This is a genomic window from Roseovarius gahaiensis, from assembly GCF_011601345.1.
Lineage (GTDB): Bacteria > Pseudomonadota > Alphaproteobacteria > Rhodobacterales > Rhodobacteraceae > Roseovarius > Roseovarius gahaiensis.
Window position 1 is genome coordinate 1 of the sequence record NZ_JAAORB010000009.1, and the last position, 25,761, is coordinate 25,761.

Consider the following 25,761-nt stretch of genomic DNA (forward strand, 5'->3'; position numbering starts at 1 on the left):
ACGGAATTGAAGCCACAACCACAGACCAGATCGCCGCATGACCGAGAACCCTCAAACACCAGATTTGACAATAACTCATATTTGTGAGCGCATTTGCTTAGGGTACTCTTCAAAAACGTACCTTAGGGTACTCTTCAAAAACGTACCAGGTGTCCAGAATCTTATCTCGGTCGCGTCCAAATTCTTGAAACTCTTCCGTAATGCCTTGAAGCTCGCCTTGCACTAGAAACATGGCGCAGAAAGGTTCGATAACTGCCTGAATGTATGGAGGATCGACGCGTGGGAGTTTTGCTGCGCACTGAAGCCGTTCATCGCGCAGTTTTATTTGAAGCTTAAAACACTCATACCTCAGCCAACGCTCTTCGGCCTTGATATCGCCCAGCCAAAATAACTGGAATACAAATAGCGCTAAAAGAGCTAATAAATTATGAGGCGCACCTAGACCTCTGTCGATAAATAAACCAACCCCTAAAATAATGCCCCAGAGACCCACCTGGGCCCACACATAACGACGTAAAGTGCCAATCGCTGCTTTTTGCTCCAAATCCTTAAAGTAGTGCGATCCTAACGATGCGGCATAGGAGAAGATTGCCATTTGAGCGGCATCCGCCTGTGCAAAGCAGCGGTCTCGCTCCTCTTCAGATAAGTTTTCTGCAACAGCCTTCCATAGGTCTTGATGGAATTCCGTATATGTATCTGGACCAGCCCTCATAATTGCAAGCTAGCTGGGCCATTCCAATTCAACAAGCAAGTATTCAGCAATATGCTAAGTGGTCAGTTTTTTCCAGAAATAGACTTAATACTAGCGTTTTCCGCTATAAGACGCGGATGTGGGACTTCCCACTCCGTTCCATCTTTCCACCGGATCGTGACGGTGTCACTTTCCAAAACGGCAACACGCTTGGCTTCAAGCTTTGCGAGACGAGCCTTTAATCTCATGTTTCTGCACTTTCAAGCGCAGACAAACGGATCTCAAGCTCGCTTGTTTCTAGTGTCTTGCGATATGCCTCCAACAAAGACATGATGTGCGCACCCTCGGTCGGCGTCAGGTCGCCCAGCGCGACAGCATCCAGGACAGCCCCAGCGGCTTTAGCGGCGTCAATCGCTGACTGCATGGGCGGCAGATCAAATTGCACCGGGGCGTCCCTTCGGACTGGCGCAATACGCTCAAGGCAAAGTCGGAGGGCGACGGTGTCGCCTTCTAAGGCAACCTCAATGGCTTTGCGGGATAGCGCTTCTGCCTCGCCTTCTAGAAGCGCCAGGGTCGCCTGTGTGGCCTTGTGACGGGTTCCCTTCGGCTTGCCCGGATTGCCTGGGCCAAACGTTCCATCCGCATTGCGTCCGCTTTTTCGGGGCATCTCAACACTCCAGCATTTGGGGTGTTTAAATACCACATATTTCACATTTGCGAAATATGTGAAGGATTAGAAAATATTGATCAGTAAACTGATGATGCTCCAAACTGAAATCAGACCTCCTAGGCACTGAAAAACATAGCCGAGCGAAGTACTTATTAACCTACCGTAAACTGCCCCAGCAATTTGGGCCTTCAACATGTTTTTTATGGCAAACTTATTTTCTGAGTAAACATAAGCAGAGTCTGTATTAAGATTTTTTCCTAATCGCTGAATCTCCGCGTTGTGCCGTGCCTCTGAAAGCATGAGATAACAGCCGGGTAAGTATAGACAAACCACGCCAGTAATAAGGGCCAACAAAGCTTGTTCAAGTCCGAGCATTATACCACCTTATTGACTGAAACATTGTATTCATGAGCGTGAACAGTTGTGAACAAATTTATTAGCCAATCAGCTCATAGGAAAGTAAGCATAGAACAACGACGTTCAAAAGCAGGCTGACTGTTACAAGCTTTCTTGCTCTGCAGATTTCTTGATAAGCGTCATGCGCTGCATACACTGCAAATGCAGCGTCTTCGCGGGCATGGGCTAGAAAGCGATTTTTCTGGATTTCTGTGAACTCATAAAATTCAGCAGTGCTTTCGTCTTCCAAACCATCTTCCCGATCTATGTGAAAAACATGGTTTGCCATCACACTCCACTCTCTCATTGGCGCTTTGCGCCCCTCCAACCGTTTAACGGCTTCCAGGCCAACCCGAAGCTGTTCAGCCCTTTCCTGCCGAACCTTTTCACTTACCATCAGGAAATCTCCTTCTAGTCCTACGTCGACGTTAGCAAATTACAGTTCCAACCATTTATCACTCAACTTTTTATAATATCTTTCAGCCATTTGCTTAGAGGCAAATAAACCGTCAAACTCATACCTAATGCCGCCTTGGCCTTCAGAATACCCCGTAAAACAAGCAAATATCTGGTAATCGGCACCGATAGCGAAGGAGGAACCCGAAACATACAGGCCTTCGCCTTCCATCGACATCAGCTGTTCCAACGCCAGCTCTTTTGCTGCAAGTCGCTCGAGGTCGCTGAGAACAGCACCGGCGTCAATTTGCTTGGCGCGCTCTTCGTCTACGGCACCCAGCACAGTTCGCAAGTGTTGCCCCAGCGAACAATCAGAATGAGAATCCAGCAAGTCATCCAACCATTCCTGATCAAGTACGAATGCTACGCCAAAAGCCTCGCTGTAGATTTCACAGATCAAGTCATCCAGGCTCTTGGAAGGGAAGTGGCTAAGCAACCAGCATGCCTGAAACTCTGGCTTCGTGTGCATCATATTCATATGCATACACCAAAATTTACTAGCCAGATAATCACCCAGATACGGCGGCCGCCCATCAGAAGTAGTGCAATCATATCCTACCAATCTTCGGCTCCCAGTCGCACTCATAGCCTTTCGTCGGCAACTCGGCGCCGTTGAAAAAGTCAACCAGCCCATAGATTTGGGAATTTGTAAGTTTCCATGCTTTGCATGTTGGCCGGTCGTCGAAAAACTCGACGTCTATATGCGACAGCCAACTTGGTTGGTAGCTCATCCCCCCAAGTGGGCTCGCCCATAAGACCATATCCGACTCTTCACCGTTATCAGGGCCAACGAAGCCATAACCTTTGAGGGCATCAATATTTGCGTGGAGGTCCATGCCGTTCATAGAGCCAAAGACCATTAGTTCGCCATCAAAATTTGAAGCTGGATTGACGCACTGAAACAATGCTCACCAACCAGCTGCAGAGATTTCTTGCTCTACGTCCACGCGCAGGATCAGTGTATAAAACGGCATCTCGATAATAGCCATGCACCCTCCAATTTAGCAGGCTTAAGACTGCACACATCTAGCCGCCACAGTAAAGGATCAACACTAAGAAAGCGTTTCAGCGCAGAAGAGCGGCCGCCTTAAAATTCCATTGCCGGCTCGGGGTCCAACTGTGGCGCTGGGGCTGGGAATAGGTGTGGATCTATCCTTTCACGTTTCGTGGTGCCGTCTGGGTGGCTGGCTACAAGCAAGCGTGTCGCGCTGTAGGAAACCAGCCGGCAGGCTGAAAAGCATTGGCAGAGAGCAAGCTGCATTATCTCGCAATGGGCTCTTTTGCTGCGCAGCGTTCAGATCTGTGGATCAGCGTTCTGGGGCTGAATAAGTCTGTTGATGGCCATAGCTATCTGACTGGCTGAACCCGGCGTAGCCTAACGATCCAACCTAGAATATAAATCACCAACGGCACCAGCGCCGCGCCTACGGCGAACAGCCCGAACGCCACCGGCATCGCTGGTGCATCCGCCAGCGCAGGAATGGCTTGTGTCATGAACCCCGGCAGCCCGCCTGTAACGGCGGCGGCGCCAAGGGTGGTCACAAACCAGCTAAAGACAACCCCGACCCCCGCCAGCATCGTCAGCTGCACGCCTCTACTGCGACAGCGCAGCCCGTGACGCAACGCAGCCCTAAGGCGGTCAATATCGTGCTGCATAGCAACGATGGCGGGGACCAGCAGCAGCACCAGAACCATGCCAAATCCAAGCCCGTAAACCAGAGTGATCACCGTGGGCTTGATGAATTGTGCCTGCGTGGATTGTTCGAACAAAAGCGGCGTCAGACCAATTACCGTGGTGAGCGTCGTCAACATCACGGGCCGCAAACGATCCGCCGCGCCGTCGATGATTGCGGGCATGATGCCGCGTTCACGGGAATGTTCATCAATCGTGGTCACCAGCACGATCGAATCGTTGATAATAATCCCAGTCATCCCCAAAAGCCCAACCACGGTGAACATCGAGAGCGGCACATCCCAGTGCGCATGGCCATAGATGGTACCGACAAGGCCGAAGGGAATGATCGCCATGACAACAGCGGGCCTGGCCCAGCTGGCAAAGACCCATGCCAGGACAAGGTAGATACCCAGTAGGGTCAGGATCAGCCCCGTTCGCGCATCGTTCAGAAAATCCCCCTCTTGCTCAGCTAACCCGCTAAGCTGCCATTCAACCTGATGCCAGCTGGCGATTTCAGGCAGGATCTCATCCCGCAGCGCCTCGTTGATTTCGGTGGCGCGCGCGGGGTTGTCTTCGGATATGTCGCCGGACACGCTGACGTGGCGGATGCCGTTTTCGCGGCGGATCGTAGAAAAACCAGTGCGCTGCTGGACGGAAACGATATCAGCCAACAGCACATATCCCCCGGCCGGGGTGCGGATCTGCATACGTTCAAGGAAATCGGCGGTCAGCTCCGCCTCGGGCAGTTCGACACGGATTTCGGCGCTGCGGGGCCCATAGGGATAGGTCGCCGCCTCGATCCCGTTTAGCCGCGCCCTCAGCGTTCGGCCTAGATCGTCGATGGTGAACCCAAGCGCCTTACCCTGCGGCGTTAGATCGAGGATCAGCTCCTCTTTGTCGTAGGAAAGGTTGTCCTGCAAGCCCGAGACCTCTGGAAAGCGGGAGACGGCCGTTTTCAGATCCTCTGCGGCAGCCTTGAGTGTTTCAGCGGAAGCACCGAAGAATTCGACATCCAGCGCATCGCCCCCCGGACCAGAGCGCCAGCCGCGAAAGCTGACTTCTTCGGCCAGCGGGTGGCGGTTTACCTTTTCTTGCAGATCGGCCACGAAGACAAAGCTGGAATAGGGGCGCAGGTCGGCGTCGATCAGTTCGATGGAAATGCCGCCCAACTGGTCGGGATCCTTGGTATCAGCCCCGGTCAGCCCGCGCCCGGCATTGCCGCCAAACTCGGCGATCACGAATTCCAGCGGATTGCGCCCATGCTCGGCCTCATATTCGCGGCCCAGCTCCTCTGTCGCGCGCTGCATCTCGGCCATCATCTCCAGCGTGTCTTCGCGGGTCGCGCCCGGCGCCATGCTGAAATTACCGGTCACGCTGCCCTGTTCGGGCGCGTTGAAAAAGCGCCATTGCACATCGCCACGGATGAACAGCGCCACCTGACTGGCCAAAAGCACGACCATCACGGCCACCACGACATAGCGCCCGCGCAGGACCAGCCCCATGAAGGGGCGGAACAGCCGTTCACGCACCCACGTAAAGCCGCGATTGACCGTGCGCGAGGGCCAGTCATACCAGTGATCGCGCTCACCATGGGCAAGCGCGTGAGACATGTGATGCGGCAGGATCAGAAAGCATTCCAAAAGTGAGGCGGTCAGCACGACAATCACGGTAAAGGGAATGTCGATGATCAGGTCGCCAAAGCGCCCACCGATCGCAACCAGCCCGAAAAACGCGATCAGGGTGGTCAGGGTCGCAGAAAACACTGGCAGGGCCATGCGTTGCGCTGCGCGCTCGGCGGCCTGCACCGGCGTTTCGCCGTATTTTCGCACCCGCGCATCGGCATGTTCGCCCACTACGATGGCATCATCCACCACGATGCCAAGGGTGATGATCAGCGCGAAAAGCGAGATCATGTTAAGCGTGATGCCCGCCGCGTACATCAGCGCGACCGCCGCGCACATCGCAACCGGAATGCCCGCCGCCACCCAAAAGGCCGTGCGCGCATTCAGAAACAGAAACAGCAGCCCCACCACCAGCGCCAGACCGGTCAGCGCGTTGTCCAGCAACATATCCAATCGCCCGGAAATCGCCTCGGACCGGGTGCGGATCAGCTTGATCTCCGTGCCCGCAGGCAGGGTGATTTCCATCTGCCCGGCAACCTCTTCGACCTGCCGCTGGATGCCGATGGCATCGCCGCGCGCGGAGCGGTCAACGCGGATCTGTATGGCCGGATCGTCGCCCACGAAATAGCTGCGGTTGCGGTCGATCCCCTCGATCCGCACATCCGCCACGTCGGCAACGGTCAGGTTGCTGCCATCGCGGTTGGATCGCAGCACCAGCGCACCGATCTGATCCACAGCACGGTTTTCAGCGCCCACGCGCACGCGCGTGGCCCCGCCGGTGATATCGCCCGCCGGGTCCGCATCGGCCTCGGCCCGGATGACGTTGGCAATTTCCGTCAGGGTGATATCGTAGGCGATAAGGTTGGTGCCGGGCACCTCGACAACCGTGTGCGGGGCCGCGACGCCGCGCACCGTGGTCCGGGTCACACCGGCATCATAAAGCCGCACCACCAGTTCGTCGGCGAATTGCCCCAGTTGTTCGACCGCGACGGGGCCGGTGATGACGATATCCGTCACCCGATCACGCCACGCGCCGCGTGTCACGGTTGGTTCCTCGGCCTCGTCGGGCAGGTCAGTGATCGTGTCGATGGCGGCCTGCACCTCGTCGGCGGCGCGGCCCATGTCCCAGCCCGGCTCGAAGTCCAGCGTGATGGTCGCGCGGTCCTCGCGGCTACTGGCAGAGCTTTCAGCCACGCCCTCGACAGCAAGCAAGGCAGGCTCCAGCACCTGTACAATGGCGCTGTCCACATCCTCGGCGCTGGCCCCGTCCCAGAACACGCCGACTGTCACGTTGTCGATGATCACATCGGGAAAAAACTGTGCCTGCATACGCGGCGCTGCGGCCAGTCCCAGCACGACAAGCACCACCAAAAGCAGGTTGGCCGCCGTCGGGTGGCGGGTAAAATAGGACAGCACCCCACTGGCCCGGACAGGCAGATCGCGCACCATGCCCTAGCCGCCCATCCGGCGTTCCAGCCGCTCGACGGTGCTGGTGGGCACGCGCCGTTCCGATAGTTCAGCCAGAAGGCGGGTGCGCATGGCATCGGGCATGTCGCTTGTCTGCACGAACCCGCGCAGCCGCGCGCGGCGTTCCTCGCTCAGCTCGATCAGGTCGGCGGCGGCTTCTTGTTCGGCGGCCTCGGCGCGCAGTGGGCGCACCTTTATGCCGGGCCCCAGAAGCGGGCTACGCTCAGCCACGATTTCGGCGCCATCAAGCCCGTCGCCGCGCACCAGTATATCATTGCCCTGCCGCCGCATCAGCGTCACTTCCAGCACGCGCAAACGGTCCTCACCCGACAATGCCAGCACCGTGCCATCAGCACCAAGCGCGGTGGCTGGAAGGCGCGCCACGTTTTCGATGGGTGGTTCCGTCACCTCGACAGTGACGAAATCGCCGGGCTTGAAGCCGTCCGGCTCGTCCATCCGCGCAAAGATCAACCGGCCGGTTTGACCCTCTGCGACAGAGGCACTGTCACGGGTGATATGCCCCGTGGTTTCGATATTTTCGCCATAGGCCTCAAGCTGGATGCGCACCGGCGCGCGCGTCAGTTCGCCATCCTCGTCCAAAAGGCGGGCATATTGCCCAGTCGAGATCCGGAACGCCACGTCAAGCGCGCGAGGATCCACAAGAACTGCCATTTTCTCGTTTGCGGACACAAAGCGCCCTCGCACCACCGCCACAGCGCGCAACGTGCCGCTGAATTCGGCGGTGATTTGGGTGTCGTCCAGCCGCTTTTCAGCCTCTGCATACGCAGTGCGCGCGCGCGCAAGCTGGGTCTGCGCTTGCGCCACACGGGCGTCAGCCGCCGCTTCGGCCTGTCGCCGCGAAACAACGGCCTGATTGCTTTGCGCGGCGACCAGTTCGGCGGTTTCGACCGCCGCCGATGTGCCGACCCCACGCTCCTGAAGGTCAAGCTGGCGTTGGAAGGCGCGCTGTTGCAGCTCTGCTTGTATCTCTGCCGCCTCAAGATCCTGTCCCGCCAAATCCAGCGCGCGGCTGGCCTCGCGCACTTCGTCGCGTGCATCGGTTAGGCCGCTTTCGGCGCGTTCCAGCGTGAATTGCGCCTCTGCCGGGTCGATCCGTGCCAAAAGCTGACCCCGGCGCACACGCCCGCCATTCTCGAAATTTTGTGCCAGATCGACGATCATACCACCTGTAAGCGCGCGGATTTCCAATGTGCGCCGGCTCTCAACGCTGCCATAAGCAGTCAAGAGAGGTGTCTGCGTTCCCAGATGCGCCTCGACAAGATTTACAGAAAACACCCGCTCGCGGCGTTGCGGCAAAGAGGGCTCGTCGTTCATGCGAGCCTGCACGGCGGAATATACAAGATGACCGGCGTACACCATCAGGCCCAGAGTCAGTGAAACGAGGAATAGACCCATCAGACTGAGACGAAGAAACCGCATTCGCAAACCCTTTCAACGTGTCGGCTTTACGCAGCCTTTTGGTAAACCGTACTGCTATCCGCTGAACTCTAAGGCATATGCGGCGCTTGCAGTTTTTTTTGGCATTTTTATCCGCGCGTACAAAACGAGACTAAGTGCGATATGTAGCAGTTTAGCACCGTTATAAACAGTTACACAGGAGCGCTTGCGGTAATTCATTGATCAACAAAACCTTTTTGTTGCGACACGCCACCACCCACCATCATGGTTTTTGACCAAGGCTGGTTTCGAAAGGCTGTGCTAAATATAGCAACATGACCAGACTAGCCAGCATCAGCAACAACCACCTCGGACTCCAGTGTAAAGCCTGTGAGCATAGCTCACTGTTGGCAGTTCAACTATTGATCGACAGGCTTGGGCGTGAGACCACTGTGCATAATGCTGTGGCTAAGCTGAGGTGTTCACACTGTGAGGTCAAAGGTCAGGCATCGTTCGTTATCACATATGTTGGTAGCTCAGGTCAGGCTATGCTTGGGGCTAAAACTAAAGGGGATTAGATTTGGCGAAGTGTGTGGAGTGCGGAACCGAGATAGGGATGCTAAACTCCTATGGGCCGGGTGGAACCTATTGCAAAAAATGCAACAAAGAACGCCTTGCTGACGACAACAGCCCCAAAGTCCAAGAAAGAAGGGCTAAAGACGTTGCAATCGAAGCGGTAATGCTAACAACCGAAACATATCCCGAGGGCCTAAAGATCACCAAACGCATAGAGATTGTGACAGCAGAATGTGCGTTCGGTATGAATGTTTTCAAAGACCTTTTTGCTGGTGTGCGTGACGTTGTGGGCGGTCGATCTGAGGCAGTCCAGAAGACGCTCAGGGATAGCAGGCGTACCGCTCTACACGAACTTAAGAAAGAAGCCTTTGAGGTCGGTGCCAACGCTGTGGTTGGCGTTGACTTGGATTATGTCGAGCTAAGCGCCTCTGGCAGTATGGTGTTGCTTGTCGCATCAGGAACGGCGGTTCACGTCGAATAGACGGTCGCCTGTTCCTCTCTCGCCAGCGCCTCTATGTCCTCAGCCTCGCGCCTCAGCGCAGCCGCCACCAGATCGAGTCGCTTCACATATTCCCGTGCCTGCGCGTCATTATTGCCTTGGGCGTGGGCGTCTAAGATGGTCTCAATTGCCTGTTCGACTTGGCGGCTGATCTTGATCTCGGTGGTGATCATACATCGTTTTCCTTTCGTGCGGTGGCGGGCCAGCGCCTCAAAAATCAATCTGCGGTTCGTCAGGCTTCGGCTGCGGCTCTGGAAACAGGTTCGGGTCAATGCGCTCACGTTTCGTGGTGCCGTCCGGGTGGCTGGCCACGAACCAGCGTGTGCCGTCTGGGGTGGTGACGATACGGTGTGTCATTCGTCAATGTCCTTTCGTGATGCTGCGTAGTGTCTGGCCACCTCCTCCGCCCAATCCCAGACAGCGTCTATCGCCTCGGGCGAACGGGCTACGCCGTCTGGATCAGCCAGCGACGCCACACGGGCTGCGATTGCAGCGAGGTTGTGCAACTGGTCTACCGGTATTGTTTTGGTATCCGGTGCTCGTATCGTTCCTACTTTTCCGACCTCGGCGGGCGATCCGTAGGAACTGTTGGAAGTGTAGGAAGGGCTCGACTTTTTGCGTGCTTGTTGCAGCGCCGCCTTGGCGTCGAAGGCAAAGACGTTCATGGCTGCACCTCGCGCACGATCCGCCATGCCTCGCGTCGGGGTCTGCATTCTACCTCTGCCCCGTTGGCCTCGATCAGCCAGCCGTGAGCTTCCAGCTTGCGCAGCGCCTTGCGCGCACGATCCGTCACCTTGAACGGGCCACGCTGCGCCGCCGCGCGGGCCGAGATATGCGGCTCACCCCATGATCCCAGCAGCCAAAGGCGCATCCGCTCCGCGTCGGCCACTTCGGGCGGCACGATTGCCGCATCCGCTAGGCGCGCGGCCTCGTTCGCGTAGAACGTGGCAACCTCGATTGCCCCGGCCATTGTCTCGCCTGTCACCTGCGCCGCGTCCGAATCCGCATAGATCGTCAACACCGCCGAGAGGCGCGCCGCGTGCTCTGCGGTCTTGCTGGCGAAGGCGCGCGCATCCTCGAAAGGTCCGCCCGGTGCCTGCGCCTTTTCCACCTCGCGGGCAAAGGCGGTCAGCACGTCGCGCGCCTCCCGGCTCATGGGCAGGATCGGCGGCGCAAGTTCGTTTCGCTTGTGATCCGCCAAGGGCAGATCGCGAGACAGAAGCGACCGGACTCGGGCGGCAAAGCTGGCAATCTCCGCCTCTGCGGCGGCGTCTTTTTCCATGCGCAGGCGGGTGCCGATGCGCGAGGCCGGGCGGCACGTCAGGAAGCGGGCGAGAAGGCCTTGTCCGTTTGCCATCGGATCCGATAGCAGCGCCTCCGCCGCGACCGGCTGGACGAGGATATGTGCCGAGAAGCGCCGCCCGGTATAGCTTTCCACGCCATCGCCCGCGCGCCACCTGTCGAGCGGTGATCCGTCCCACATGGCGCTGAAGCTAGCGCAGGTCGCCAGTTTGTTCTCGGCCTTCATGCTGTGGCCGCCGATCAGCGCGCCGCCTTCCTCGGTCATGATCCCGAGGCTGGCGCGCAATTCGGGCAAGTGCTTTGTGATCCCTTCGATGGTCGGCGCGCTTGCCACGATATGCGGCTTCAGCGGCGCGGGCGGCTCCGGCCCCAGCGCTTGCAGATCGGCCCGCTTCGCGGCGCTGTCGGCCTTCTTTTCGCCCACGATCTTCGCGCGGGTGGCCTTCCATACCTCGTGCTGATCGCGCCAATGATCGCGCTGGATGTCATAGTCGGTGCGCAGATCGGCCTCGAAGTCGCGCACGCCCCGCATGGCGAGGCGGTCGGCAGTGCTCTTGCGTTCGCCGCTCTCGGCCACCGTCAGCAGAAACAGGCTTGCGGGCGCGGTGCCGTTCAAGGTCTCCGCGTCCCGGTGCCCCTGCGCGGCCAGCGCCGCCGATGCCAGGACGGATGCCGCGCACATGGCAACGGGTGCCTCGGTCGCGCGGGCAATGGCCTCTGCAGGATCGCGCAGCGGCCCCAATGCGGCAACCGGAAAAGGTGCTGACTCAGGCATCTCGCGGATCAGGGGCGTTGGCTCTGGCGCCTTCGTTCCTACCTTTCCTACTTTTCCTACACTGGCGCTGCCTCGCGTCCGGTTGAAGGTCTCGTGCCATGCCGCCGTGAAACGATCCGGTCCCACGGCTTGTTTCAGAAGGCGGAGCGCCGGCCCGATGCCGGTGACTTTCTTTGCTTTGCCCGCCGAAGTCCAAACATGCCGCGCAGCCTCCACCGTGCAGGGATTCCGGCCGACATAGCCCAGACTAAAGTTGATGAAGTCGTCTCGCAGCGTGTCGCCGTATGCGGCGCGTAGAGAGAAGGCCAGCTTGACCCAATCCTCGCGGCAAAGATCGTTCGACGCTTCGGCCAGCAGTGCGCCGACAACCTCGATCGTTTCGGCATCCGTCGCCTCGGTGCGGTCGGCGGCTGTGTGGATAATGAAGCTCTCGCCATCGTCGCCCGTCGTGCTGGCCTTGGCCTTGCGCGCGGCAATGGCGGCCTCGACGACCTCGACGGGATAGGGTGGCAGATCGCCGGCCCGCAGCGCGGCTGCGAGATTACGGCTTTCATAGCGGTAGCTTGCCGCGTTTTGCATCCGCGCGCCGGGCGCGACGATGTAACCGCCCGCCCCGCGCGTGTCGATGTGCGGCGCGGCCTGCTTCGACGATGTGCGAGCGCCTTCGGCATGGCGGTAGAGCAATTGGACGCCGCCAGACTGCGTGCGGACGCGAACAGCGCCGGGAAGGTCTAAACCCAATGCGGCGATCTCCGACTCTCCCTCCGGCTCGCCGGTCTCTCGGTTGATGTCGCCGTCAATTACGGCAAGCCCGCTCGCATCACCTGTCGGGATGCCGGGAACAGCACCCGGCCATTGTGCCCACCATGCTGCGACCGTGTTGGCATCCGTTGTGGCATCGTGGAAGCCGCGAGGTGTGTAGGGCGCTTTTGCCCGCTTCGGCATACCGCCCTTGTCATGGGCGAGGCCATCGGCCTCAAGACAGGGGAACACGGGGAAACCGGCTCGGGCGAGAGCAAGTGCGAGGTCGCGGTTGGTGCTGCCTTGTGCGCTCATAGCAACCCCTCCGCCATTTCGAGGGGGCTGTAAGGTCCTCCGCCCTTAACGCGAGCCAGAACGCGCCCGTGGTCGTCTTTCAAGACCCGGTCTGGATTGCAGTTGCAAAGGCGCGTCGGCGTGTAGATCGCGCAGTCGTGATCGTGGCGGAATTCCACGTGATAAAGGTTGCCGCGCTTTATGTGCTTGCGGCGGGCGGCAGCCCATGCCCGGCGCGCCTGTCGGTTCGATTGTGTCATTGCTGGTGCCTTTCGGTTTGCCCAATCGGCGCGGCGGTGCTATTGTCAGGGTTCACTGTAAGACCCTCGACTGCCCCGTCCGCGCGTATGCGGGCGGGTTTTTTATTCAGTGGATCGGGTGTGATACCTCAAGAGGGAAGCGGTCATTTAGCACCGCCATCTGCTGGGAAGCAAAGACCGCAGCGTTCCTGCTTATAAACGGGAGCTTCTTTCATCTTGCGCTCAGCAAACGCCAGAAGCTCATCCACGACGTAGATCGCTGCCTTATTTGGGCGTCTAACCGTGATTGGCCAGCGCTCCAAAGTGCGCGGGCTGATGGGAAAATACAGATGCGTGATGATTGCCGCACCCGTGACTTTGTCCGCGAATTTGGGAAGGGGTTGGTCTGGTGACCAGGATGGTGAACGTTGCATTATGCAGCTCCTCGTTTGGAATTGCCGCAATGCTAACAACCAGCTTCGATTCAGAAATTTAGCCGCCTAAAATTCAAGTTTTCTATATTAATCAAATCCTTGCTTCCTGAACGCTCGCCATAAATATTCGACCTGTTTTGGCTTAAAGCCGGATACGTTAGCGATTTGGTTTTTGATTTTCTTTTCAGTACCCCGTGGTGGTTTCGCAGAGAGCGTAACCAGCCGTGATATTGGACCATCCGAATTATGATTGCCTTTCAAGAAGGCTAATTCCTCTTCAATGTCGTCTGTGTGATTTTGTGCGTCCTCACTCTGCCGGCGTTGTTTTCGTTCGCTGAGTGGCAGTAATCTAGGTCGTTGCCATAAGTGTCTTAACTCTGAGGCTTTATTGAAAAGTTGGTCCTTTTTCGCGTCTATAGCCTGTTTTTGTTCTTCCCGCCAAAGAGCTTCGCAAGCACTGCCAACTTCGAACATGGACCAGAAGTCGTATTTTGGACGGCGCCCTGCTCCTTGTCTCTGACCTCCATGACTAGGGCTGGAGCGACGAGCTTGGCTTGCAGGTTTTAAGACCCTCTTCATACCCAAGCCTCCAACAGCTCGCCCCACTGCTTCATCACGGCGCGTCGCTTCTCTAGGTTCTTCGCGTGTTGGTAATGCCGGATCACACCGCCGCGTGTGGCGCTCTGCTTATGGTTCAGCAAGCCATCGATGAGCGTCTCGGACACGTCTGTATGCTCGGACATCAATGTCGAGAAAGTTCGACGTAGGTCATGCAGGATGAAGTTGTGAATGCCTGTTGCCGCGCGCACCTGTTTGTTGAAATAACTCCACGATGTCATCGGCGTATTGATGATGGTTAGCGGGAAAACCAGTGACCTGTTTGCCCCATCTCCTTGGCTGATGATCGAGAGCGCTATTCGGCTCAGTGGCATTACAAAATACTCACTGTTTTTAACGTCGATCGCTTCAAGTTCTATCTGCGCACGGTTCAAGTCAATCTGCGACCAATTCAAGCTGGCTCCTTCGTCGGCGCGCAGCGGCGTGGTAATCATAAAGCGCAAATAGCGTTGGTATTCGGGCTTTATGCCTTGAGCATGCCAGAGCTGCACAAGCTGATCTGGTGTATAGTACGTTGTGCGTGGAGGAGGGGTCTTGGGTCGGCTGCGTTTGGAGACTGATAGCGCCGGATTTGCGTCAATCACTTCTTCATCTAGCAGATAATCCAAAAACCTTGAAAAGGCTCCAAACCTCTGGCGTCCCGTTGCAGGCCGGTCGCGGTGTAGCTCAACCAAGTTGCGCAGGTGCTTTGGTGTTATTTCCTCGGGATAAAACTGGCATATTGCTAGTTCCTCCAGCGCAAGCTTCACGTTTCGCACTTCGTCGCGTTGATACTTAGTCGCCCCATCAGCCATCTGCTCGGTGCTGTAGGTCGCTAGCCAAGCCGCATTGGACTTTTTCCGCGCCTCTTGAAGCTGGCGCGCAGCAGTGGCTTTTCGTTCTTCAACTGCTGGATCCCCACCAGAGCGCACTGCTGCTTTGATCTTCTCAGCGGCCAACCTCGCCTCAGCAGGCGACAAGGTCGAAGGGTCGCCTAGCTTCATTGTGCGTTGTGGATACCGTTTGCCGCCGTCCATATAACCGCGCTTGCGGTATGCATAGGTCCAGCTTGCACTCTGATTATTGATGGCCAGTTTCAACCCAGAGCACACCTGGTCCGCCAAGGTGATACGGGCGCCCAAAATGCGCTGCTCTTTTGTGTATTTGTCGACAGTTCTTTGATCGATCTTGCAGGGGATGATTTTTGAAGGCATTTTCAGCGAGACTACCAGCGAGACAAATTAGCGTTTCTAGGCGGACATTAGCGGAGATCTAAGGTGAGAAAAATACTTTTTTTATAGAATTAATGAGAGTTAATTAATATTTAAGCTAATTAGAGCAACTGATTTGTAATCAGTAGGTCGGGAGTTCGAGTCTCTCTGGGGGCACCATTTAAATGTCTTTCAGGTGATAGGCTCCGCGCGCCCCAGGTGGCGCGATGCGTATCTGTTGATGGCAAATCAGACGGGTGGCAGGTGGCTTTGGCCGCCGCGCGCCAAAAGCGGTTTAACTACCTGACAAAACGCCTATATTGAGCAATATCCAATCAAAGGAACTCAACAGGCATGCAAGTCGTTCTTCACGCAGGCGCGCACATGACCGACGATGACAGGCTGGTCAAATGCCTTGGCGACAACAGCGCGATGCTGTCAGACCTTGGAACAGCCGTTCCGCACCCATCAACCTATCGCAAACTGATCCGTGATACCTTGCAAGAAGCCCAGCATGGCGGCCTGTCGCCCGACGCGCGCGACGTGTTGCTGGATTCGATCCTCGAAGACGACACGGCCGACCGTATCATTTTGTCGAATCCGGGGCTTTTCGGCACCCCCAAGATGGCGGCGTCTTCGGGCGTATTTTATGGGGCCGCCAATCTTCGATTGAAAACCCTAGGGCAGATTTTTCACAAAGATCAGTTGGAACTGTTCATCGCGATCCGAAATCCGGCAACATTTCTACCGGCGATTTATCGCGACACACCGTTCAAAACCTTTGCGGATTTTCTGCGCGGCAGCGATCCAATGGCGTTTCGGTGGTCTGAATTGATCGGACGTATCCGCACGGCCTGCCCGGATATGCCCATCACCGTTTGGTGCAACGAAGACACGCCGTTGATCTGGGCCGAGGTCATACGCGAGCTTGCAGCGCTGGAGCCGACGACGCGTTTCGAGGGCGAATTCGCCCTCTTGTCCGAAATCATGACGGCCCCCGGAATGAAGCGTTTTCAAACCTATCTGGCAAGCCACCCAGGCATGAACGAAACACAAAAACGTCGGGTGATCGCGGCGTTTCTGGACAAGTTCGCCGACGATGACGCCATAGAAGAAGAATTGGACGTGCCCGGCTGGACCGACGAATTCATCGAGCACCTGAGCACGATCTACGATGATGATCTGGCTGAAATACAGCGTATCCCGGCCGTGAACCTGATCACCCCCTGAGCGCCGATATAATCATGCGCCGGACGGCCGGTCAGCTCATGCCAAGGGCTTCCTTGTACATCTCCAGAACGGCTTCTTCTTCGGCGATATCATCGCGGTCGCGCTTGCGCAGGGCGATAACCTTGCGCATGACCTTGGTGTCATAACCGCGCGCCTTAGCCTCGGCCATGACCTCTTTTTGCTGATCGGCGATGTCTTTTTTCTCGGCTTCCAGCCGCTCGAACCGTTCTATGAACTGGCGCAATTCGTCCGCTGTAACACGGTAGCTCGACTGTGGGTTCGACTCGTCCATTTTATCCTCCGATCGCTAGAGAGTTTTCTCCTACCCGCGTGGCAAGCCACCTGCAAGGCGCAACTGGCCCCCGCATATGGTTGCAGTTTATCGCCGCCTCGGCTACGCGCAGAATGGTCTAAGGCACTGCGAAAGGGACAGAACATGGAATGGCTGATCTGGCTGGGGGCGCTTGTCTCGCTCATTGGGCTTGCGGGGCTTGTGTGGTGCATCATCAAGGTCTGGCGTGCGCGCAAGGCCGGGCTGGATGACGAAACCCTCCGCGCTGAAATTCGCAAGGTCGTGCCCCTGAATACCGGCGCGCTGTTTTTGTCTGTCATTGGGTTGATGCTGGTGGTCATCGGTATCTTGCTGGGCTGAGTATCGCCCAACGCACACCCGAAGGTTACACCGCCCGCCCAAAGAAGCCCTGACCGGTCTTGACCATTTCCTCAATCCGGGGGTGCGGGTGCCAAATATCGGGGCGCACTGGCTCCAAGCCACGTAAAGCCTTGAGAACTGGCAACACGCCTTGCAGGTCCGCTTGCAGCAAAGGCCCGCCTTTGCGTCGATCAAACCCTAACCCGTGAACCGCGACCACATCAATATCTGACGCGCGCTGCACGTCATTTGCCGCGATCAAACCTGCGGCGGCGTTTGCAAGCGCCGACAATAACGCGGCTCCCAGATAGACGGGCGATGCTGGCGAACGGCTGTCATCCTTATGTTCTTCACACCATGATAATACGGCCCGATCAGGCATCGGCGGCGCATCTGCCGGATAAAGGTAAATGCCCTTGCCCGCTCTTTTACCAAGTGCCCCAGCCGCAATGCGCGCCTGCAACAGGTTATCGTTGGACAGGCCCGGCAGGCCATCCAACCGGCCCATTCCGGCAAGGCGTGCCGTAACGCGCCCCAAACCCTCGATATCCATCATTTCAAAAGGACCATGGGCAAAGCCAAGGTGGTCGCGCGCGGCCTTATCAATGTCGTAGGGCGATGCGCCGCCACCGACCAAAGCCAAAGCAGCGTGATACAATGTGGCCTTGAGGCGATCACCCACACCGCCCGGCGCGTCCGATGTGCGGATCGCAATGCGCCCAAGGCCCTGTATCATCTTCACAAACCCGGCAACCGCCGCAGGGTCTGACCCGTTTGGCACGTTCACTTCAACCGCGCGCATGCTGTGCGCAGGTCTGTAAAAGCGCACGCCCAAGCCCCCCAGCGCGCGTGTTTTTTCTACCATGGTGGCCGAAACACCCGGCCCCTCCCCCATGACGGCCCAGACCGACCCCAAGCCGCGCTGCGCCATATCCTCTGGCGTGATCTGCATACCCGCATCAAGAACAAGATCAGCCTCTGCTATGGCTGGCCCCGGCTCGGACCGGCGCAACCGGGTCAAACGGTCATCCCGCTGCGCGACTTGCAACCGTTTGCGGGCCACTGCGCCATGATAGACGCTCACCACCTGTTTCAGCACTTTGTCAGTGGCGTCCGGTGTCGGGGCGGCCAACAGAACCTCTTTGCCGCCATCAAGCAAGGCCACAATGACCTCGGACACCAAAGGCCCTGACCCAAGGATCGCAACCTTGCTCAGCGGGCGCGACGCGGGGGCTTGCGCCAGTTCGGGCCAGATGCTGGCCCGCTTTTCTGCGGTGTATATGTGGCGGCGCGCACGGGCCGACGGGGCGGCCAAGCGATCTTGAAACAAAGCCTGCTCAAATTCCAATCCCCGCTCGAAGGGCAAAAGCGGCGCAGCTTCTACACATCGCACAAGATCCATCTCGGGCCCGTCGTCCTTGGGCAGTTGGCTTTGAAGCGTGCGGACTGCTTTTTGATAGGCGTCCGGGTCGGAAAACCCGCGGTCATGGTCGCGGGTCCGGCGCCATGTCCCTCGCGTTGCCAAATCCCGGGCCAGATCAATTGCCGCCGGCAAGGGGTCGCGCTCGACCAAGCGGTCGCAGACCCGCGCCATCCGCGGGTCAGTCACGCTGATACTCTGCCCTGATAGCATGAATTCCAAGGCCGCCTGCGCCCCCACGATGCGGGGCAAACGCTGTGTTGCACCCGCGCCGGGGATCAACCCAAGCGTCACTTCGGGCAGGGCCAGCCGCGCGCTTTGACAGGCGACACGGGCATGCGCTGCAAGCGCCAGTTCAAACCCGGCCCCAAGAACCGCCCCATGCAAGCACGCCACCACCGGCTTGTCGGCAGTCTCGATCAGGGTGCACAGGTCTGACACCCAAGGAACGGACAGCGGGCCGTCATATTCGGTAATATCGACGCCTGACGAAAACCCGGTGCCCGCCCCTTGCAACACAATGGCGCAGACCGCAGGATCGGCTGACGTTTGTCTGAGACTGTCCTGCAAAGCGTGACGGACAGACGGCGCAAGGGCATTCGCAACCGGGCGGTCCAAAGTGACAACAGCTATACCATCATGGAGTTCATGGTGGACGTCTGATGCCAAATTGGGCCCCGCTCGTGTTCAGCCGAAATCTATACCCCTGATTAGTACGAAGAATTGGACCAGACGCAAGCGCAGGATGCGCCCGCGCTTGGGATAAAAGCTTAAACAGGCATATTGTCGAACTGCGCCTCGATCGTCTCGTTCACAAGTTCCTCGTGCAAGCAACGGATATCCGGCGGAATGCGCTGGCCCTGCTGCTCAAGCTCGGCCATGAGTTTTGCAAGCAAGGGCGCATGGGTATAGCGTGCGCCCGAATCGTCCTCCAAGATGTCCGCTTTAAGCTGTGCAAGCTGCTGTTCTAAATCGGCCATTCCGTCTCCTCCCAAACCGCATTTGTAAAACGCCCACCAAGGGGCAACTTTATACTATCAAATTGTTGCAACACATTCTTTACACAACGGCGTTTCGGGCAGCGTCGCCAACCGTTCGCTCGAAATTTGAGCACCACAGCGCACACATTCACCATAAGTACCATCGCGCATGCGCTGCAACGCCGCCCGGATACGCGCAATTTCCTGCTGCCCGGACTTACCAAGCTGCTCCAGAACCTCGTCGCTTTCATGCTCGATCGCCGCGTCGTCCCAGTCTTTGGAATGCTCGGCATCAAGCTCGGCTTCGATCTTGTGCAACCGGCTGTCCAACTCTCCCAAGCGGGACATCAGCGCAGCGCGGTATTGTTGAAGTGATTGCATATTGGCACCTCCTTGCCGGGCATCACGATGCCATGAAGCTTGCGGCGATGCTTTGACTCAGGTCAACACCTGTGGTTGTCCGAGGCTGCACACCCGCGTCGCGCCCAATCATTTGGGCGCTCTGCCGCGCAGGCCGGGTATGCGCCGCGACATTTGTGGCCGTCAGATCAAACAACCTCGGGGCTGCTTTGTCCTGCGGCGGGGCGATACTGGTTTGGCTTGGCGTCGTCATCCGGGCCTGTTAACGCCGCTGGCGTAGGGGCATCGCGCCGCCGGTCATCGGAAGGGGTTTCAAAACCTGCACCCGTCACCGGTTCTGTTTCCCGTTGATCGGCAGGCGATGTGCCCATGAATTGAGGCGGGTCATCTGGCACCCCTTCAGGCCCCAGCAAACGCACGGCCCGCCAGCCGTTCAACTGACCAAGCTTGACCGAGGCCACCAAGTGATTGTCGGCTCCCAGTAGCTGCAAGTCGGAAATAGCCTCATGCGCGATTGTCAGAACTTGCCCTTCGGACAGGCGGCAGACCTGATCCAACGGCATTGAAATCCGCGCCATCACGGCATTCAAAACCACCGGGGCGTTCATTGCGCTGCCTTGTAACGTATCGGCGTTTTCTGCTGCATCCGGTCGCGGCACATCGGGCCGCACCGGGGCGGGGGTTTTGGGCAACAAGATATCCAGAACGCCGGTTTTTGCCCCCTGCCCCAAATCAGCCGTGATGCGAAACCGGTCGTAGTCCGGCTGCTCCATGGCAAGCGCCAAGGCGCGCGTCTCTTCGATCATGTCCCCAAAGCGAAATGCAGCCGGGGTATAGGTCGCCGAGGCCTCCGCCATGTGGACATCGAACAGGCGCAGCATTTCATCTATCAAAGGCGCGGCAATCGCCGCATCTGTGCGCGTCAGGGGCCGGTCCTGCACCTTGGCCTTGCGGACATAGCCTATGGTCTGCACCTCGATCAAAGCGGACAAAAAGGACTGATCCACCATAGCCGCCCCGCGGCGTCCGCTAGGACCATCCAGCAAAATCAACAGGCCAGTGTTGGCAATATCACTTTCAATGGCGGTTTGTGGCAGTTTGACCTGTTCCACGGTCGAGACAGTCACCGCCAACCCCAAAAGCCCGTCCGCCGCCTTGGACAAAGCAAGGCGCAGCGCCTTCGATGACGACATCCCACGGGCATCGAAATCTTCGCGCGCGACCTGTGTCTTGCGGTGTAGAATTGAATTGCCGTTGTCGTGGGTCATCACAGTGTCGCTATTGCCTTCCATACCCGAGCGTCCTCACCCTACAGCGCGGAAGGTTACCAATTGCTTTACATGGTTTCATCTGCAGGGCTGGAGACCACAGATGCCGGCAGTGTGACCCTGAACGCGCCGCCAGATTGGCCGGGCAAATACGAGATATCACCGCCAAGACGCGTCATGATTTCGCGGCAGATCGCCAGCCCCAGCCCCGCGCCACCGGCCTTGGTTGCGCCGATCTGGGCAAATTTTTCAAAGATCACAGACTGCTGATCCGTCGCAATCCCCGAGCCGTTATCGACAAAATCTATCTTCAACTCGGCACCGTCCTGCTTTGTGGAAATGGACAAACAGGGCGTTTCAGCGTCGCAATATTTCCGCGCGTTGGCGATCAGATTGATAAAGACCTGCGCCAACCTGTCCAGATCGGTTGTCAAAACCACGTCTTCCTTGTCACGGTCGCGCTTGATCTCAAGGCTGTCCGCCTCGCCCCCACCTGCGGCGGCTATGGTGCGGTCCAAAAGATCAGCCAAGCGGCCCGTTTGCGTATTCATAACCACCTGCCCGTTTTCCAAGACGCTGAGATCCAGCAGATCATCCAACAGGCGTGTCAGGCGAACCGCCTCATCGTGAATGATCGTGGAATACTTGGCCTGTTCTTCGGGGCTTAGCCCGCCGGTGTCGCGCAAAATCTCGGAAAAGGCCCGGATCGAGGTCATCGGGGTCCGTAACTCGTGGCTGATCTGGCTGAGAAAAGAATCTTTTTGCACCGACAATTGGGTCAGCTTCTGGTTGGCGGCCCGCAACTGACGCGCCGTGCGGGCCTGTTCCTGTGTCTTGGCTTCCAGCCTGCTGGAATACTCCATGATCTGCGCGGTCTCATCCGCCACCGCCAGCAAATCCTCGACCGAAACGGTCGCGCCCCCCACGATCTGCGAGATCATCGCATGCGCCGTGGCGGTGCCGACCGACCCTGACAATTCGCGTTCCAGTTCAAGCAGGAAATCCGGTGTCGGCTCGGGCAGGTAGCCCGCCAGTCCTTGGCACTGTGCCGCCCCGGAAAACAGCGCCTGCGCCTGCCGCGAGCCGATGATGCGCTGTGACATGATCATCAGGTCTTCGCTGCGCGCCAAATCCCCCGACCAGCCGGTTGCGGTGCTGGAGTGGCGAAATACGTTCACGAACTGCGCGCCTTGCAAGCGCTCGACCGGGCGGGGAAAGGTCAAAAGCGAGACGCATATGAACACGGCAGTGTTCAAAAGCACGCTCCACATCACGGCATGCACAAGCGGGTCCATGCCCTCGGCCCCGAACAGGGCGTATGGGCGCAACCAATCCAGCCCGAACAGGCCGTGATCAAAGATGTGTTGCGGCAAGATGGAAGACGTGCCGAAACTGGGCAGGAACATGGAATACATCCACACCACGAACCCCACGCCAAGCCCGGAAATCGCACCGGTCCTGTTGGCCGCGCGCCAAAACAATCCCCCCATCAGCGCCGGCAAAAACTGTGCGACCCCCGCGAACGAGACCAGACCGATGGCGGCCAGAGACTCGCCTCCGCCCGACACGCGGAAATAGAGGTAGCCCAAAAACACGATCCCACCGATCGACAAGCGCCGAGCCATTAGCGCCACATGACGGACGTCCCCCGACATCACCGCCGTGCCCCCTTTGGCCCAAAGCCAGAGCGGCATCACCACATGGTTCGACACCATCGTCGACAAGGCAATCGCCGCGACGATCACCATGGAAGTCGCCGACGAAAACCCGCCGATGAAAGACAAGATCGCCAATCCGTCGCGCCCCGCGTGCAAGGGCAGCGTAAGAACAAAAAGGTCGGGATTCACGCCCGCTGGCATCGTCTGTAGGCCAATTGCCGCAATCGGAACGACAAACAGGCTCATCAGCATCAAGTATCCGGGAAACGCCCAAGCGGCGGTGCGCAGGTCGTCTTCGTTCTCATTTTCGACCACCATCACCTGAAACATGCGCGGCAGGCACAAAAAGGCCGCCGCCGACAGCATCGTCAACCCGACCCACCGGCCACCCGACACCTCCCAATGCATGATAGGAGAGGCATCAATGCGGGCAATGGTTTCCGAAATCCCGCCGGCCAACCCCCAGACTACGAAGACGCCGACAGCCAGAAGCGCAAACAGCTTGACCACGGCCTCAAGCGCAATGGCAATCACAACGCCGTGATGGCGTTCGTTCGCATCCAGATTGCGGGTGCCGAACAAGATCGTGAACAGCGTCAGACCAAGCGCAACCCAAAGGGCGGTTGATTGCTGGTCGGGCAACTCCGCCGAGGTAGGGTCGCTGGCGGCGAATGTGGCGAAAGACAAGGTGACCGATTGCAATTGAAGCGCGATATACGGCGTCGTGCCGATCACCGCCAGCAAGGTCACGCAGACCGCAAGCGTGTTGGACTTGCCGTAGCGCGACGAGATCAGATCGGCAATCGATGTGACCCTCTGGCTGCGGCCAACACGGACCATCTTGCGTAGTGTCCACCACCAGCCGATCATGACAAGGGTTGGCCCAAGATATATTGTAGCAAACTCAAGCCCAGACCGGGCGGCAAAACCGACCGCGCCGTAAAACGTCCAGGCGGTGCAGTAGATCGACAGCGACAGGGTGTAGATTATCGGTGATCGCAGCCACATGCCGCGGCCACGCCGCGCCGCATGATCAGCCGCGAAGGCGACCACGAACAAAAACGCCACATATGTCAGGCAAACCAGAACAAGGACGTTCAGCGGCGCCATTCAAACACCGGTCTTGCTCTGGGTTTGATTATCCGCGCTGCGGGTTTCCTCCTCGCGCAACTTGCGCGAGATGACAGCCGACAGACCTACCAAAAGCCCCCAGATCACAAACAGATACAGCATCACTTTGGTTGTTAACGCCGCTCCGCTCCCATCCTGCCCCCAAAGCAAGGGAACACTGAACAAGATTGCCCCGAGCACGGGCAAGACGCGGGCCGCATCCGCCATGCGGCGGCGGCGATAGGCGCGCTGTTCTAAAAACAGCGGTCCGGGTTTGGATTTCATTGTGCAACCATGCTTCTGACCGCGTCCAGCACTTCGGCGTTGGAAAACGGTTTGGTCATGTAGCGGCTTGCCCCGGCTTTTTCCGCCATCTCGCGGTCTTTGACCTGCCCGCGCGCCGTCAACATCAGGACAGGTGTCAGCGCGAACTGTTGGTCGGATCGGATTTCCTTCAGAATCTCGAAGCCGCTTTTGCCAGGCAGCATGACATCCAAAATGATCAAATCGGGGTGACGGTTGCGCACGGCATCAACGGCATCATGCCCATTGGAATGCGTTTTCACGTCCCAGCCATCGCGCGACAGGATAAAGCTGACCGCCTCGATGATATTGGGCTCATCTTCGATCAAAAGCACTTTCTTATTCAATCAACCGGCCTCCCCTCCGAATGATACGCGACCGCAGTCGCCCTGCATTTATCGTCAAACTGCGGGGTCGTGTCAAAACTATCAAAATCCGTCCATGATGATCGAAGGTTCGCGCCGGGCCGGGCAATTGCGCAAAGGGCAAATGCGGCAGCTTGATCCGACATCCTGCAACGGCGAGCCTTGTTCGCTGTCCGCATCCGGCAAAAGCAACATATGCCCCCGCATCAGGGCCGGGCGCACGAATGTGGCGGCGGCCACCTGCTCGGCCACGGCAAAGGCCAAAACGACATTCTGCCCCCGGCCGGATTGACGCAAGCGCCGACGCATCGGCACCTGCGGTTGCCCAAGCACCTGAAACAACGGCCAAAGCGCACAAGCCCCGGCATCGCGGGGCATGGCAAACCCATCCATTGGCTTGCGAAACAGCACAGTGCCCGCGGCATCGCATGTCAAAAGCCCGACCGGGCCAACCAAATCGGCTGGCAAGGCGGCCAGACGACGGAAGACCGTTGGCAGATCACAGTCAAAGGCCATCGAGATTTGTTCCGGGTCCGGGCCGCAGTCTTGAACCTTGGCCAGCATTTCAGACAATGGCAAACGCCGCGCATCCGCTTGATATTGCGCCAGCGCATCGCGCGCCAAACGACGGGCCACATCGGAATGCATGATGGCGTCCTGATCCAGAACAGCCTTGATCGCGGCGGCCTCTGCGGTGCCTTCCAGTTGCGGGAAATGAAACCCGTGATGATCAAGAAATGCGACCATTTCGTCCTGCGGCGATCTGATCTCGGCCTCACTGTTGGCCGCGCCTTCCAGATAGCGCACCAGCGCCTCGGCGCCTTCGGCCAACCGGCTGCTTTCCTCATTGATGTTGCGATGAAAGCGATTCTGCCACTCGGGCTCCAGCGACTCGGTTTCCACCAAGATGGAAGAGGTCGACCGGATCGCCGTGACCGTCGAGATCACCTCGTGCAGGGAGGCCGCCAAATGCGGATCATGGGCCAAACGATCGGTCAGTGTTTCAACCGTCCGCTCCAGATCGGTCACCCGAGCATTCAAAGACGACAACAGCTGCGCCCAGCCCGGAAACCGGCCTGCAAATTCCTCTGTGCGATCCAATTCTGCGGTATGGCCATCGGGCCGCCCGGCAGCTTCGCGCAAGGCGGAAATCAAAGTCGCCTCGGCCCCTTCGGACAGCAGGGTTGGCTCGACCTGCAGGGCGTCCGCCAGTTTTATCAAGGTTTTGCCGCCGATTCTGCGCCGATTGTGTTCGATCAGATTTAAATACGACGGTGAAATACCGACCTGTCGCGCAAGATCAGACTGTTTTAAGCCATTGATCACACGCCGCTCACGGATACGCGTGCCTATCATCGAGCTTTCAGACATG

The 25,761-nt window shown here is 58.1% G+C and carries 28 protein-coding genes; 3 read left to right on the top strand and 25 right to left on the bottom strand.

Translation table 11 applies throughout. The features are described from left to right. Positions 1 to 109: 109 nt before the first annotated feature. The 8 genes from HAT86_RS06865 to HAT86_RS06900 form a co-directional block, all read right to left on the bottom strand. A complete protein-coding gene (locus HAT86_RS06865) occupies positions 110 to 712 on the bottom strand; it encodes a hypothetical protein (RefSeq protein ID WP_167194887.1) in 603 nt (200 codons plus the stop codon). 223 nt (positions 713 to 935) lie between these two features. Next, entirely contained in the window at positions 936 to 1,403 is a 468-nt protein-coding gene (locus HAT86_RS06870) for a hypothetical protein (RefSeq protein WP_331272512.1), read from the bottom strand. 21 nt (positions 1,404 to 1,424) lie between these two features. Continuing rightward, on the bottom strand, positions 1,425 to 1,736 hold the full coding sequence (locus tag HAT86_RS06875; protein WP_167194890.1) for a hypothetical protein: 312 nt from the start codon (positions 1,734 to 1,736) through the stop codon (positions 1,425 to 1,427). Between the two features lie 61 nt (positions 1,737 to 1,797). Continuing rightward, positions 1,798 to 2,154: a hypothetical protein gene (locus tag HAT86_RS06880; protein ID WP_167194893.1), complete on the bottom strand. Its 357-nt coding sequence runs from the start codon at positions 2,152 to 2,154 to the stop codon at positions 1,798 to 1,800. A 39-nt stretch (positions 2,155 to 2,193) separates the two neighbouring features. Then, entirely contained in the window at positions 2,194 to 2,691 is a 498-nt protein-coding gene (locus HAT86_RS06885; protein ID WP_167194896.1) for a hypothetical protein, read from the bottom strand. Between the two features lie 70 nt (positions 2,692 to 2,761). Next, positions 2,762 to 3,058, bottom strand: coding sequence for a hypothetical protein (locus tag HAT86_RS06890; protein WP_167194899.1), 297 nt, complete (start codon positions 3,056 to 3,058; stop codon positions 2,762 to 2,764). Between the two features lie 502 nt (positions 3,059 to 3,560). After that, positions 3,561 to 6,959 carry an efflux RND transporter permease subunit gene (locus HAT86_RS06895; protein WP_167194902.1) on the bottom strand — a complete coding sequence of 1,133 codons (3,399 nt, stop codon included), beginning with the start codon at positions 6,957 to 6,959 and terminating at the stop codon, positions 3,561 to 3,563. Positions 6,960 to 6,962: 3 nt separating this feature from the next. Next, positions 6,963 to 8,417, bottom strand: a complete 1,455-nt coding sequence (locus HAT86_RS06900) for an efflux RND transporter periplasmic adaptor subunit (protein WP_167194905.1) — start codon at positions 8,415 to 8,417, stop codon at positions 6,963 to 6,965. A 574-nt stretch (positions 8,418 to 8,991) separates the two neighbouring features. Here HAT86_RS06900 and HAT86_RS06905 point away from each other — a divergent pair. Continuing rightward, entirely contained in the window at positions 8,992 to 9,432 is a 441-nt protein-coding gene (locus HAT86_RS06905; RefSeq protein ID WP_167194908.1) for a YbjQ family protein, read from the top strand. Here the strand turns inward: HAT86_RS06905 and HAT86_RS06910 are convergent. The 8 genes from HAT86_RS06910 to HAT86_RS06945 all read right to left on the bottom strand — a co-directional run bounded on the left by HAT86_RS06910 (position 9,420) and on the right by HAT86_RS06945 (position 15,046). Then, a complete protein-coding gene (locus HAT86_RS06910; protein WP_167194911.1) occupies positions 9,420 to 9,623 on the bottom strand; it encodes a hypothetical protein in 204 nt (67 codons plus the stop codon). The two genes, HAT86_RS06905 and HAT86_RS06910, sit on opposite strands and share 13 nt — an antisense overlap. Positions 9,624 to 9,660: 37 nt before the next feature. Next, positions 9,661 to 9,807, bottom strand: coding sequence for a hypothetical protein (locus tag HAT86_RS06915; protein ID WP_167194914.1), 147 nt, complete (start codon positions 9,805 to 9,807; stop codon positions 9,661 to 9,663). After that, positions 9,804 to 10,115 (bottom strand): hypothetical protein, encoded by a 312-nt coding sequence (locus HAT86_RS06920; protein WP_167194916.1) that lies wholly within the window; start codon positions 10,113 to 10,115, stop codon positions 9,804 to 9,806. Before HAT86_RS06920 ends, HAT86_RS06915 begins: the two co-directional genes overlap by 4 nt. Continuing rightward, positions 10,112 to 12,583 (bottom strand): DUF3987 domain-containing protein, encoded by a 2,472-nt coding sequence (locus HAT86_RS06925; RefSeq protein WP_167194919.1) that lies wholly within the window; start codon positions 12,581 to 12,583, stop codon positions 10,112 to 10,114. The genes HAT86_RS06920 and HAT86_RS06925 overlap by 4 nt, the downstream gene beginning before the upstream one ends. Continuing rightward, positions 12,580 to 12,822, bottom strand: coding sequence for a hypothetical protein (locus HAT86_RS06930; protein WP_167194922.1), 243 nt, complete (start codon positions 12,820 to 12,822; stop codon positions 12,580 to 12,582). Before HAT86_RS06930 ends, HAT86_RS06925 begins: the two co-directional genes overlap by 4 nt. 143 nt (positions 12,823 to 12,965) lie before the next feature. Beyond that, positions 12,966 to 13,235 (bottom strand): hypothetical protein, encoded by a 270-nt coding sequence (locus HAT86_RS06935; RefSeq protein WP_167194925.1) that lies wholly within the window; start codon positions 13,233 to 13,235, stop codon positions 12,966 to 12,968. Between the two features lie 87 nt (positions 13,236 to 13,322). Next, the gene (locus tag HAT86_RS06940; protein WP_167194928.1) at positions 13,323 to 13,709 is read right to left on the bottom strand and encodes a hypothetical protein; all 387 of its coding nucleotides are present in this window, start codon (positions 13,707 to 13,709) and stop codon (positions 13,323 to 13,325) included. 101 nt (positions 13,710 to 13,810) lie between these two features. Beyond that, on the bottom strand, positions 13,811 to 15,046 hold the full coding sequence (locus tag HAT86_RS06945; protein ID WP_167194931.1) for a tyrosine-type recombinase/integrase: 1,236 nt from the start codon (positions 15,044 to 15,046) through the stop codon (positions 13,811 to 13,813). Between the two features lie 381 nt (positions 15,047 to 15,427). On the opposite strand from HAT86_RS06945, the gene HAT86_RS06950 reads away from it, so the two are divergent. Continuing rightward, positions 15,428 to 16,273 carry a hypothetical protein gene (locus tag HAT86_RS06950; RefSeq protein ID WP_231125849.1) on the top strand — a complete coding sequence of 282 codons (846 nt, stop codon included), beginning with the start codon at positions 15,428 to 15,430 and terminating at the stop codon, positions 16,271 to 16,273. 31 nt (positions 16,274 to 16,304) lie between these two features. On the opposite strand, the gene HAT86_RS06955 is transcribed toward HAT86_RS06950, so the two are convergent. Further along, positions 16,305 to 16,565, bottom strand: coding sequence for a DUF2312 domain-containing protein (locus HAT86_RS06955; RefSeq protein WP_167194938.1), 261 nt, complete (start codon positions 16,563 to 16,565; stop codon positions 16,305 to 16,307). 144 nt (positions 16,566 to 16,709) lie between these two features. On the opposite strand from HAT86_RS06955, the gene HAT86_RS06960 reads away from it, so the two are divergent. Next, the gene (locus HAT86_RS06960) at positions 16,710 to 16,925 is read left to right on the top strand and encodes a hypothetical protein (RefSeq protein ID WP_167194941.1); all 216 of its coding nucleotides are present in this window, start codon (positions 16,710 to 16,712) and stop codon (positions 16,923 to 16,925) included. 25 nt (positions 16,926 to 16,950) lie between these two features. On the opposite strand, the gene HAT86_RS06965 is transcribed toward HAT86_RS06960, so the two are convergent. The 8 genes from HAT86_RS06965 to HAT86_RS07000 form a co-directional block, all read right to left on the bottom strand. Continuing rightward, a complete protein-coding gene (locus HAT86_RS06965; protein ID WP_167194944.1) occupies positions 16,951 to 19,014 on the bottom strand; it encodes an enoyl-CoA hydratase/isomerase family protein in 2,064 nt (687 codons plus the stop codon). Between the two features lie 101 nt (positions 19,015 to 19,115). Beyond that, entirely contained in the window at positions 19,116 to 19,325 is a 210-nt protein-coding gene (locus HAT86_RS06970; RefSeq protein ID WP_167194948.1) for a hypothetical protein, read from the bottom strand. A 57-nt stretch (positions 19,326 to 19,382) separates the two neighbouring features. Then, complete coding sequence (locus HAT86_RS06975; RefSeq protein WP_167194952.1) at positions 19,383 to 19,706, bottom strand: TraR/DksA family transcriptional regulator; 324 nt, start codon at positions 19,704 to 19,706, stop codon at positions 19,383 to 19,385. A 167-nt stretch (positions 19,707 to 19,873) separates the two neighbouring features. Next, entirely contained in the window at positions 19,874 to 20,953 is a 1,080-nt protein-coding gene (locus HAT86_RS06980; RefSeq protein ID WP_167194955.1) for a FliM/FliN family flagellar motor switch protein, read from the bottom strand. Between the two features lie 68 nt (positions 20,954 to 21,021). Next, the gene (locus HAT86_RS06985; RefSeq protein WP_167194958.1) at positions 21,022 to 23,721 is read right to left on the bottom strand and encodes a sensor histidine kinase; all 2,700 of its coding nucleotides are present in this window, start codon (positions 23,719 to 23,721) and stop codon (positions 21,022 to 21,024) included. Next, positions 23,722 to 24,006, bottom strand: a complete 285-nt coding sequence (locus tag HAT86_RS06990) for a hypothetical protein (protein ID WP_167194961.1) — start codon at positions 24,004 to 24,006, stop codon at positions 23,722 to 23,724. Beyond that, the gene (locus tag HAT86_RS06995; protein WP_167194964.1) at positions 24,003 to 24,371 is read right to left on the bottom strand and encodes a response regulator transcription factor; all 369 of its coding nucleotides are present in this window, start codon (positions 24,369 to 24,371) and stop codon (positions 24,003 to 24,005) included. Before HAT86_RS06995 ends, HAT86_RS06990 begins: the two co-directional genes overlap by 4 nt. Positions 24,372 to 24,452: 81 nt before the next feature. After that, complete coding sequence (locus tag HAT86_RS07000) at positions 24,453 to 25,760, bottom strand: helix-turn-helix domain-containing protein (protein ID WP_167194968.1); 1,308 nt, start codon at positions 25,758 to 25,760, stop codon at positions 24,453 to 24,455. Between the last annotated feature and the right edge of the window lies 1 nt (position 25,761).